Origin of the sequence: Lysinibacillus sp. NPDC047702 (genome assembly GCF_050272555.1) — a bacterium.
Classification (GTDB): domain Bacteria; phylum Bacillota; class Bacilli; order Bacillales_A; family Planococcaceae; genus Lysinibacillus.
In genome coordinates this window covers 17,223-28,682 of sequence record NZ_JBNNMG010000070.1, presented here as the reverse complement: position 1 = coordinate 28,682, position 11,460 = coordinate 17,223, and the positions used below count along the sequence as shown (strand labels likewise).

The 11,460-nt window shown below is 37.1% G+C and carries 11 protein-coding genes; 8 read left to right on the top strand and 3 right to left on the bottom strand.

The window, feature by feature from the left end; genetic code table 11:
• Window positions 1-132: 132 nt before the first annotated feature.
• A complete protein-coding gene (locus ACQKIM_RS23485) occupies window positions 133-1,323 on the bottom strand; it encodes a coenzyme F420-0:L-glutamate ligase (protein ID WP_427548615.1) in 1,191 nt (396 codons plus the stop codon).
• Window positions 1,324-1,449: 126 nt separating this feature from the next.
• Between ACQKIM_RS23485 and ACQKIM_RS23480 the strand changes: the two genes are divergently transcribed.
• The gene (locus ACQKIM_RS23480; RefSeq protein ID WP_427548613.1) at window positions 1,450-2,370 is read left to right on the top strand and encodes a LysR family transcriptional regulator; all 921 of its coding nucleotides are present in this window, start codon (window positions 1,450-1,452) and stop codon (window positions 2,368-2,370) included.
• 23 nt (window positions 2,371-2,393) lie between these two features.
• On the opposite strand, the gene ACQKIM_RS23475 is transcribed toward ACQKIM_RS23480, so the two are convergent.
• On the bottom strand, window positions 2,394-3,275 hold the full coding sequence (locus ACQKIM_RS23475; protein WP_427548612.1) for a LysR family transcriptional regulator: 882 nt from the start codon (window positions 3,273-3,275) through the stop codon (window positions 2,394-2,396).
• Between the two features lie 112 nt (window positions 3,276-3,387).
• Here ACQKIM_RS23475 and ACQKIM_RS23470 point away from each other — a divergent pair, with 112 nt between their 5' ends.
• The gene (locus tag ACQKIM_RS23470) at window positions 3,388-4,407 is read left to right on the top strand and encodes a YeiH family protein (protein ID WP_427548610.1); all 1,020 of its coding nucleotides are present in this window, start codon (window positions 3,388-3,390) and stop codon (window positions 4,405-4,407) included.
• 77 nt (window positions 4,408-4,484) lie between these two features.
• Here the strand turns inward: ACQKIM_RS23470 and ACQKIM_RS23465 are convergent, their stop codons facing one another.
• Window positions 4,485-4,820 carry a heme oxygenase gene (locus tag ACQKIM_RS23465; RefSeq protein ID WP_427548608.1) on the bottom strand — a complete coding sequence of 112 codons (336 nt, stop codon included), beginning with the start codon at window positions 4,818-4,820 and terminating at the stop codon, window positions 4,485-4,487.
• 287 nt (window positions 4,821-5,107) lie between these two features.
• Here ACQKIM_RS23465 and ACQKIM_RS23460 point away from each other — a divergent pair, with 287 nt between their 5' ends.
• From ACQKIM_RS23460 to ACQKIM_RS23435, 6 genes are all read left to right on the top strand, one after another.
• The gene (locus tag ACQKIM_RS23460) at window positions 5,108-5,791 is read left to right on the top strand and encodes a response regulator transcription factor (RefSeq protein ID WP_427548606.1); all 684 of its coding nucleotides are present in this window, start codon (window positions 5,108-5,110) and stop codon (window positions 5,789-5,791) included.
• Window positions 5,775-7,202 (top strand): HAMP domain-containing sensor histidine kinase, encoded by a 1,428-nt coding sequence (locus tag ACQKIM_RS23455; protein WP_427548604.1) that lies wholly within the window; start codon window positions 5,775-5,777, stop codon window positions 7,200-7,202. The genes ACQKIM_RS23460 and ACQKIM_RS23455 overlap by 17 nt, the downstream gene beginning before the upstream one ends.
• Before the next feature lie 129 nt (window positions 7,203-7,331).
• Window positions 7,332-8,165, top strand: a complete 834-nt coding sequence (locus tag ACQKIM_RS23450; protein WP_427548602.1) for a peptidylprolyl isomerase — start codon at window positions 7,332-7,334, stop codon at window positions 8,163-8,165.
• 12 nt (window positions 8,166-8,177) lie between these two features.
• On the top strand, window positions 8,178-8,879 hold the full coding sequence (locus ACQKIM_RS23445) for a polyphosphate polymerase domain-containing protein (protein ID WP_427548601.1): 702 nt from the start codon (window positions 8,178-8,180) through the stop codon (window positions 8,877-8,879).
• A 19-nt stretch (window positions 8,880-8,898) separates the two neighbouring features.
• The gene (locus tag ACQKIM_RS23440; RefSeq protein WP_427548599.1) at window positions 8,899-9,582 is read left to right on the top strand and encodes a DUF4956 domain-containing protein; all 684 of its coding nucleotides are present in this window, start codon (window positions 8,899-8,901) and stop codon (window positions 9,580-9,582) included.
• Between the two features lie 37 nt (window positions 9,583-9,619).
• Window positions 9,620-11,383, top strand: a complete 1,764-nt coding sequence (locus ACQKIM_RS23435) for a CotH kinase family protein (RefSeq protein WP_427548597.1) — start codon at window positions 9,620-9,622, stop codon at window positions 11,381-11,383.
• Window positions 11,384-11,460 lie beyond the last annotated feature (77 nt).

The following is an 11,460-nucleotide window of genomic DNA, read 5'->3' as shown; positions in this document are numbered from 1 at the left end:
AGGAAAGCGAGTAGCCTGGAACGGAAATCACCTTCATTTTGACTAAATATTCACAAAGAGTCCCTTGACTATTTAATTTTTCAACACTATGAAAAATGAACTCTCTTTAGCAAACGAGAGTTCATTTTTGTATTATTTAGTGTAATTATCGAAATAGCCTTGAATATAAATCATTGGTGTTCCTTTATCACCTGAACCAGAAGTTAGGTCAGATAGAGAACCAATTAGGTCTGTTAAGCGACGAGGTGTTGTTCCTTGAGCTGCCATTTGACCAGTTAAATCTTCATCTTTATTTTGGATATAGTCAGAAATCGCTGCTTTTAATTCATCACCACGAAGATCAGCAAAATCATTATCTGCTAGGTATTTTAGTTTAACTTCATTTGGTGTTCCATCTAATCCAGCAGTATAGGCTGGTGAAACAACAGGGTCAGCTAATTCCCAAATTTTACCCACAGGATCTTTGAATGCACCATCACCATAAATCATGACTTCAACTGTTTTACCAGTAGCCTCTTTGATTTTTGCTTGGATACCGTCAACAATTGGCTGGCAAGTATGCGGGAATAATTTCACACTATCTTCAGTTGCTTTGTTTGAGCCAAGTAAACCGTATTCCTCATTGAAGCCTGAACCGTTCATAGATGCTGATAAGATATTATCAAGGCTGTATACTTTTTCAGCCCCATTTGCTGTTAGAATACGTTTTGTGCGTAGGCGTGTATGAATATCACAAGTTAAAACACTCTTCGTATAGTCCAAAATTGTTTTTGGATTATTTGAAAAGATAACCTCACAAGAAGCGCCTTCAGTTTCGATTAATTCCTTATAATATTCAATATAATCTACACCTGTAAATGTGTGTTTTTTATAGCCGAAATGCTCACGGAATTCAACTTCATTTAATGTATCTGTCCAAGGGTTAATTCCTTTTACATCTAGCTCGTCGATATCAACTAGGTGATTACCAACCTCATCAGATGGATAACTTAACATAAGAACGACTTTTTTAACGCCTTTAGCAATACCACGTAAGCAGTTTGCGAAACGGTTACGGCTAAGAATAGGGAAAATAACACCAACAGTATCATCACCAAATTTGGCAGCTACGTCAGCTGCGATGTCGTCGATTGATGCATAGTTACCTTGTGCACGTGCTACGACAGATTCTGTTACTGTGACAATGTCTCGATCTTCAATTGAATAGCCTTCAATCTGTGCGGCATTTAATACCGTATCAACAACGATTTGTTCAATATTATCGCCTTCGTTAATAATTGGACCACGAAGACCTCTTACAACTGTACCAACTACACGTTCCAAAATAATCTCTCCTCATTAACAGGTAACTGTTTTATGTGAATAAAAATCAATATAATTTTACTATACGCTCCTTTAATGATATAAGTAAAATTAATAGTTCGTATAATAGCTATAAGGAGTGCTTATATGATAGGGAAGTTAGATTTATATCGTGTTTTTAGTGTTGTTGCTAAAAATAATAGCTTTTCAAGGGCTGCTAGGGATTTATATATGACACAGCCAGCTGTTAGCCAAGCCATGATGCAATTAGAAAAGGAACTTGGTACTCGTCTCTTTAATCGCACACCTAAGGGGGTAACGCTAACAACTGAGGGTAGTCTTTTATACGAGTATACGAATTCGGCGTTAGGTCTTTTAGATGCTGGTGAGGAAAAGCTACTGGAATTTAAAAATTTAACAACTGGTCAATTAAAAATTGGTGTAGGAGATACGATTTCCCGCTTTTTTTTAATGCCATATCTAGAGGCATTTCATACCATGTATCCGAACATAAAATTGCAAATGTTAAATGGGACGACATCGGAGATTTGTAATTTTATTAAGTCTGGTGAGGTGGATATAGGACTTTGTAATTTTCCGATAGAAGATGCGACATTACAGTTAACCGTATGTACTGAGGTTCAAGATGTTTTTGTATGTGGTGAAAAATACCGAACATTAACGTCAAAAAAATTAAGCTTTGAGGATCTTTTAAAATTTCCCCTTGTTTTTTTAGAGCAAAAATCAAATTCCAGAAAATATGTAGAAGATTATTTATTTGCGAGAGGAATACATATCGAACCTGAGTTTGAGCTAGGGTCGCATGATCTTGTGCTGGAATTCGCACGTAGTAATTTAGGCATTGCTTGTGTAACGAAAGAATTTTCTAAGGATTATTTGCAACGAGGACTTTTATATGAGTTAACATTAACTGAGCAAATACCAGCCCGTAGTATAGGCATGTGTTATTTAAAGAGTGTCCCACTTTCACGGGCGGCAGCAAAATTTGTAGATATTATTGAGCAAAAGCAGGAGCGTAAACGTCTAAATCCGAGAAATATTAAGTAAGCTTAGCGACTAGTAATAGTACGCTAAGCTTTTTTGAGTAGAGCTTCAATAAGTGTGTCAGCATTACGCTTATTTTTCATCGTGGGAGAGTATAGATATGAAAATGTTCGCATAAAATGCTGCTCTTCTAAATGTAAAACTTTGATATCTCCACTCTTTAATTCTCGTTCAATAACACTTGCAGATAGCAATGAAAGTCCAAGTCCTTGAATAACGCTCTCCTTGACACCCTGATTACTGCTAACTGTAACAAGTGAGCCTACCTGAAGCCCATTTGCTCTAAATAAATGGTCTAAATAGTAGCGTGTACCTGAGCCATCTTCCCTAGCAACCCAGTTCTGCTGCTGAAGGTTCTCGACAGTAATAGCAGGTTCCTTTGTAAGAGGATGATTACTGGCGCTAACAATAAATAATTCATCTTGCATGAATGGTTTAATAATAAGTTCATGGTCATGTGCCTGCCCTTCAATAAGACCAATATCAACCTGTAATAACTTTGTATACTGAATGATTTCTTTCGTATTACCAATAATAATTTGAAGCTCAAGCTGAGGAAATTGCTTTTGCAGGCTCGCAATGATGGGGGGCAGTATATATTCACCGATTGTAAAGCTTGCGCCAATAATAAGTGTACCTTGAATTTCATGATGATAGGCTAAAATTTCTTCCTTTGCTTGCTCTGCAATGGCCATTATTTGTTTTGCTCGATTATATAAAATCTCTCCAGTAGGTGTAATTTGCACAGACTTTGGTGAACGAATAAATAAAGTAGTTTGCAGTTCTTGTTCTAAGTTTTTAATGTGTAAACTTACACTCGGCTGTGAAATATGGAGTATTTCGGAGGCTTTTGTAAAATTATTAACCTCGACTAGTGTGATAAATGTTTTTAAAGCATCATATTGCATGCCATCACTCCTGCTATTAAAAATATTAATAATTACAATTATATATATATATTTTACTGATGACTAACTTTTTTATAAAGTATAATCATAAAGGATGAAAGAAGTGAACATCATGGCAAATGGACAGAATCGATTAAAAAGCTTCCTTGCTCCAGCATTTATCAAGGGGATATTGTTAACACTCCTTATTGCTCTATCGGCAAAATATATTTCAACATTTCCGTTCTTCTCAATATTGGGTCAACTTGTCATTGCTATTCTATTAGGAATGGCTTGGAGAGCAGCTTTTAAGGTACAGGATTCATGGCAGGTCGGTATATCATTTTCAAGTAAAAAGCTATTAAGATTTGGGATTATTTTATTGGGAATGCGTTTGAATTTAGCGGATATTTATCATGCTGGAGTGAGTGTTTTTCTGATTGCATTATTAGATTTAGTATTCGCCTTAGTGGTTGTCTATGGTTTAACAAAGATGTTTCATGTTGAACGAAAGCTTGGTATTTTAACAGCTTGTGGGACAGCGATTTGTGGAGCAGCCGCTGTCGTTGCTATTGCTCCTCAAGTTAAAGCAAATGAAAAAGAAACAGCAGTGGGTGCAGCGATTGTCGCATTACTTGGCACGTTATTCACGTTAATCTATACATTGTTCTATTCATTATTTGGGTTAGCACCAACGGAATATGGTGTTTTTGCAGGAGGTACCTTACATGAAATTGCCCATGTGATTGCAGCAGCATCAGCTGGTGGCAATGAAGCTATCGATATGGCGGTTATTGTTAAACTAACCCGTGTGGCTTTACTCGTGCCAGTAGCAATCATTATTGGTATTTTTTATCGAAAAATGGAGAGAGGGCAGGAAAAAGAGCCATTTTCGCTGTCAATTATCCCGTGGTTTATTCTTGGCTTTTTAGCAATGAGTGCAATTAATTCACTAGGAATAGTTCCCCCTAATGTAGCTCAGGCATTTGTCAATATTGCCTATATTTTAATTGGTATGGCCATGGCTGGATTGGGATTAAACGTAGACATAAAAACCTTTAAGCAATTAGGTGTAAAAGCCTTTATTGCAGGACTTATCGGGTCAATTTGCCTATCCATTGTAGGGTATCTTTTAGTTATTTTCATAAAATAATTAAGCAAAAAAATCCTGCATATTTTCGAATATGCAGGATTTTTTTAGATAGAATCAGAAGATAATTTAATGATAAATTAGCGAGTTGCTTCGATTGAAGACGCTAATTCTGCTATAACGATTTTGCTGCCTATCATTGGACTATTTTCAGGTTTTGCTCCCTCTGAGCCCGGCTCTGGACGATGATGTGCAGCTGCGAATGCATCGCTATCTCGCCAAGCTTGGAAATGTTCCTTTGATTCCCAGTACATGTTGACACTCATTTCGTCATAAGTTGGGTCATCAGTTGACACTAACACCTCTACTTTATGAAAACCTTCAAACTGCTGTAGCGGTCCTGGCTTTGTAAAATTCGGTGCCATTTTTGCAGCAAAGCCGGGTTTGACCTGAATACGATTTGTTACAATAATCATGTTTTCTACCCCCCTAATCATTTTCTAAATAAAGATAATTTATTAACTTGAATGAAATTATCAATGATTATCATTCGCAATCAATGATAATTGTCGTAGGAAGACATTGTCAATAGAATAGCAATGTTTATACTATAAAAGGTTAAAGGACATTTTCAAATATGTAAAGTTTATTGTCAGTATAAATCTTGTTTAAACGGATTTATCTGATTGGATTCCAGACACTTAGCTGACATATTCCGATGATATAATGATAACACGAACAAGCTAGGGACGAGGTGAAGGACATGGCAAAAATATTAATTGTAGAAGACGAATATGCCATAAGTCAGGTGTTGAAAGCTTATTTAAAAAAGGTTGGCTATGATGTGATGCAATGTTTTAATGGCGGGCAGGCACTGACTGTGTTTCAAGAGTGTCAACCAGATTTAGTGCTGCTAGATATTATGTTGCCAGAGAAAAATGGTTGGAGAATTTTAGAGGAAGTAAGAGGTATTAGCTCTTGTCCCATCATTATGTTAACAGCATTAGGAGATGTAAATTACCGTTTAGAGGGCTTTGATCAGGGTGCAGATGATTATATTGCTAAACCATTTATAGCAGATGAGGTAGTGGCAAGGGTAAAGGCTGTTCTAAGACGTGCCGAAGGAAATCAGACAGCAGAAAAAAAGAAATTTGGCGAGCTTGAAATAGATATGAAGGCACATCGAGTACTACTGAATGGAGAGGAGATCATTTTAACGCCTAGAGACTTATCGGTGCTATTATTTTTGGCTGAGCATCCCAATCAAACATTTACACGCGATCAGTTAATTGAGCAAGTTTGGGGCTGGGAGTATGATGGTAGCGATCGAGCAGTTGATTTAGCGGTGAAGCGACTGCGAAAGGCATTGACAGATTGGGATGAGGCAGATGGAGAAATAAAGACATTACGTGGATTGGGGTATCAGCTAAGTGTTCCAAAAAGGTAAACGCATATCTTTACTCAACTACTGGACAAGTCGCTATTTATTGACGCTCTTTGTAGGACTAGCTATTATCTCTTTTATATCCGCAGTATGGATTCGTCATACAACATTTGAAAACCGATTGGAAATGATGAAGTTTTTAGCTGATGAAACAGTATTTCGTCTTACAGATACTACAGGGTCCAATAATGGACCTATAGGTGGAATTCCAGGTTTTATTGGCAACCGAGAACGATTTAGCATGAGAGAAATTGATCCTATTTTATATGTTGCTGACACAGAAGGCAATGTCTTAACAAGTAATCGACCAATTCCCCCAGGTAGTGCAAAAAATGTGGCCAATTTACTTGATGGCGAAGAAGATACAAAAAAAATAATCGACATGAATAAGGGACAAGAGTCAGTTAAATATGTTGTAAAACGAAAAATCGAAAATAATCAGAAGATAATTGGCTGGGTGCTTGTGCTTGAGAAAAAGGAAAACTTAACGAAGGTTAATCAAGCATATGGTCAATTAGCGTTACTGATAGGAGCTCTTGCCATATTAGGATGGGGAGCTATTTATTTGTTGTCAAGGCGTTTGGCACATCCAATCAAACAAGTAGCCGAAGCCGCGAAGCAAGTGCAAGAGGGTAACTATATAGTCAATCTACCTGAAAATATTAAGGAAGAGGAAATTTATGAGCTTGTTACGTCCTTTAAGGAAATGGCTAATCGATTAGAGCAATTGGAAAAAACAAGAACAGAGCTATTAGCAGGTGTTACACATGAGCTTAAAACGCCTGTCACATCAATTAGTGGACTTTTACAAGCGGTGAGGGATGGAATCGTTACAGATCAGGATGCTAACGAATTTATACAAATGGCGCTAGTTGAAACGACGAAAATGAAGACTATGGTTGGCGATTTATTAGCCTTCAATCAGTTTGCCGTCGATGCCATTCCTGTAAGACTAGAGACAGTTAATGTTAATCAACTTATACGTGATGCAATTACCCAGTGGGAGGTAATGCAGGAAGAGGAAGCAGTAAAAATTCATGTACAATTGCTTGCACAAATCGTCTATGTACAGGCTGATGCTGTCCGAGTGCAGCAAATTGTCACGAATTTATTAACGAATGCAAGACAGGCCATGCAGGAGGGAGCCGTAACGATTAGATTGTTGGAGAAGAATGATACGATTTCTATTAATGTGCGAGACACTGGGCATGGTATTCCTCAAGAGGAGCAGGCATTTATTTTTGAACGCTTCTTTAGAGGAGAAAATAAAAAATACACAATTCGCGGACTAGGTCTAGGTTTATCGCTTAGTAAAATGATGGCCCAGTCAATTGGCGGCGATTTGCGACTAATAGAAAGCAATTCCTCAGGAACATGCTTTGACCTATCATTGAAAAAGGCTACTACGCTATAAAAGGCGTGGTAGCTTTTTCTTTTGTAAAGATTTTTTGAAGGAAATGTAAAGCTGACATCTGACTGACACATTAGACCTTTATAGTAGGTTTTGTAAACGAGAAGCCAAGAGAAAGGGCGGGATCATGCTATGAAAAATAGGCTTTTCCGAACGCTAATCTTACCTGCTGGATTCGTCATGCTACTAGCCGGCTGTACTGGGGGCAGTGATTACGTAGCGAAGGTTGATGGAGAGAAGATTCTACAAACAGAATTAGATGATGCGTTGCATGAACAATACGGTACTGAAGTACTTGAAACATTAATCACAAACAAAATGGTTGAGCTTGAAGCAAAGAAGCTAGGCCTCACTGTATCTGAGGACAGTATTCAATCAGAGTATGAAGAAATAATGGAGTCATATGGTGGTGAAGAAGCCTTACAGAAAGCTTTGGAAGCTAATGGGCTAACAGAGGAAAGTGTAAGAGAAAATATTCGCATGTATCAGCTTACTAAAAATGTTATTGCTACAGGCATAGATATTACAGATGAGGAAGTAGCTCAATATTTTGATAACAATAAGGAGAGCTATAGACAGCAAGAAGAGGTTGTAGCCAGTCAAATTTTATTGGAGGATGAGACTACGGCAAAGGATGTACTGAAAAAGCTAAAAGCTGGTGAGGATTTTTCCGAGCTAGCAAAGGCATATTCAATAGATTCAGCTACAAGTGAAAATGGTGGTGACATCGGTACCATTAGTCGAGGTCAAATGGACGAGGCATTTGAGAAAGCGGCATTCGGTCTTGAGAAAAATAGTATTAGTGATATCGTTCAAACATCTGAAGGCTATCACATCATTAAAGTAACCGATAAGGTACCTGCAAAAGAGGATGTTTATGCCACAATTCTTGAAGAGCGGATAAATGAAGAATATACATCTTGGCTAGATGAAAAACAAGAGGAATACAAAATCGAGAGAAAATAAGGAGTGGCCTATATGTCTACTATAACTTCGTTTAATCCTAACGGTCGCAGGGAAATCAAACAAGCAATTTCTTATCCCGACTATGCCTTATTAAAATCCAAGTTACGGCATGTGATGCAGTTAGACAAGCATGCAGGGATGGATGGTAAATATTTAATTCGTAGCACTTACTTCGATAATTTTGCTAATAAGGTTCTTAATGAGAAAAAAGAGGGGTATATCAACCGTGATAAATACCGAGTACGAGTTTATGATAAATCCTCAGCCATTATTAATTTGGAAAGGAAAAGTAAGCGTAATAATCTTACCTATAAATCAAAGTGTGCCATCTCCCAAAAAGAATATGAAAAAATGCGTAGCGGGGAAACATCTTGGATGGAAGAAGATCAACGCCCATTAATTCGGGATTTATATCAGGAAATGAAGTATAACCAGCTGAAACCAGTTACGGTCGTCGATTATGAGAGAGAGGCTTATATATATGCTCATGGAAACGTTAGAATCACCTTTGATAGTAAGGTACAATCAAGCCTCCGTAATACAGATATGTTTAATACCAAATTACCAATGGTGGATGTACTTGAACCAAACCTAGTTATTTTAGAGGTGAAATATGATGACTACTTACCAGATATGATTAAGTATTTACTGCAATCAGTAGATACACGTGTGGAAGCCTATTCAAAATATCAACTTAGTCGAATGTATGGCTAATATAAAGGAGAAATGAACAATGGATACAATCAAGTTTAGTGATATTTTTAAATCTAACTTTTTAGAAAAAACAACATCGTTTTCATTAATAGATTCAGTTATTGGCTTAGTAGTGGCCTTCTTTGTTGGATTTTTTATTTACGCCGTATATAAGAAGACCTTTAATGGTGTAATTTACTCCCATTCTTTTAATATTTCACTGCTAATTATGACAATGGCCACTGCGCTCGTTATTATGGGGATCAGTTCAAACGTGCTGTTATCATTAGGTATGGTTGGTGCGTTATCAATCGTGCGTTTCCGAACACCCATCAAAGACCCTATGGATTTAGTCTATATTTTCTGGGCGATCGTCTCTGGGATTCTATGTGGGGCAGGATTTATACCACTTGTTATTATTGGCTCAGTGTTAATTGGTCTTGTATTACTTGTGTTTGTGAATAAAATAACTGTGGAAAATCCTTATTTATTAATTGTGAAGTTTGAAGAAGAACTAGCTTGTGATGAAGTAGAAAGAATTATCGCTGCACAATCTAAAAAATTCGCTCTAAAATCAAAATCCATTATACAGCATGATGAAATTGAAACAACCTATGAGATTCGAGTGAAACAAAACGATGCCAAGCTAATGGATCATCTGACAAAGGTACCAGGAGTAAAATCAGCCGTGATGCTTAGTTATGATGGTAATTTCACAGCTTAGTAAGAATTTTAGAAACCTATGAAGAGAGGTGAAAATCATGATTAAAGCAAGAGTTGTCTATCTTTGTATGGCAATTCTACTTCTCCTCTTTGTTGTCATATATGCTGTGCTTCCAAATGTAGGTATTGAAACTAAAAATACCGAGTTTTCTTATGGGAATATTGTGTTTAATAACAACAAAGTGACAACAGTAGACATTGAAATTGCTGAGGAAGACTGGGCAGATATGCTAGAAAATGCTGCGGCAGAGGAGTTAAAGAAGGCGGATATTACGGTTAATGGTAAGAAAATAGAAAATGTAGCGATTCGTACAAAAGGGAATCTATCACTGCGTTCAGTTGTTAACAGTGATTCGGATCGCTATAGCTTAAAAATTGATTTTGACTACTATGATGATACACAGAGTCTATATGGTTTGAAAAAATTAAATTTAAATAATAATTATATTGATTCAACTTTAATGCGAGAATATATCTCTTATGAACTGATGGAGCAAATGGGATTACCTACACCCGCACATTCTTATATGTATGTCACAGTGAATGGAGAAGAACGTGGTTTATTTTTAGGTGTTGAAGCGGTAGATGAAACCTTCCTAGCAAATAACTATGGCTCTAATAACGGCTTCTTGTTTAAGCCAGATGGGACAGGCAATGATTTGAAATATATTAGTGGTGATATTGCTGACTATACAGGGATTGGGTTAAAAACAAACAAAAGTAATATCGATCAATCCAAATTTATAGAGATGCTGGATGCCATCAATAATGGTGGTGACATTGAAAAGTATATTGATGTCGATGAAATGCTACGTTACTTTGCTGTAAACACCGCACTTGTAAATCTGGATAGTTATCAGGGGAATATGAAGCACAACTACTATTTGTATGAAGAGGATGGTGTGTTTTCTATCATACCTTGGGATTACAATATGTCCTTTGGAGGCTTCAGTGCTGGAGGCGGTAGAATGGGGGGCAATAGTGATTTCCAGAACAATAAGGATTTGAAAGCTGGGCAATTCAATGAAACAGATGATTTTAAGAATAACGAACGCTCTGAACAACAACCAAACGTTGATCGAAATCAGAATGGGATAGATATGGCTGCAGGCATGTCTGGAAATCTAATACAAGATAGTGCGATTAATTTTAGTGTGACAACACCTGTATCTGGTACAACATTAGAAGAAAGACCATTATTAAACGCCTTGCTTTCCAATGAGAAATATCGTGCGCAATATGAAGGTTATTTACAGGAACTAGCTACTAATTACTTAACAGAAGAGTATATACAGAACATAACGAAAAATCTAGCAGTACTCATAACAACTTATGTGGAAGCAGACCCTACGAAATTCTCTACAACTGAGCAGTTTTTAGAGGCCGTAGAAGGGGAAAATAGTCTCCCTGAATTTGCTAAGCAACGATCAGCATCTATTTTAAAGCAATTGTCTGGCGAGCTTGTTGTAGAAGCGTCAACATCAATAGGTAATATGGGGATGTCTAACCCTAATGCTAATGGTGATATGAACGGCAACCCTATGCCTGAGAATTTTGACCCTTCACAGCTTCCTCCTTTCAATCAAGATGGCAATGATCAAGGGGAGCGTCCTGCTGGTGATGATCCAATGCAACGACCTGATCGAAATGGTGGTCCGATGGGAATGCCTGGCCAAAATAATGAACAGCTAAATCAAGCAACAGTCATTGATAAAAATACAGTAATTACAATAATCGTTTGTTTTGCCCTGTTAATAGTTGCCCTTTTTGGTGTTCTTAAATTTAAGAGAAGAGGTCGTTAAAAAATAACCATATCCAAAACTTTTGGGTATGGTTTTGCCTTTTATCGTGCTAAAATTAAGCATTCTTTTTTGAGGAG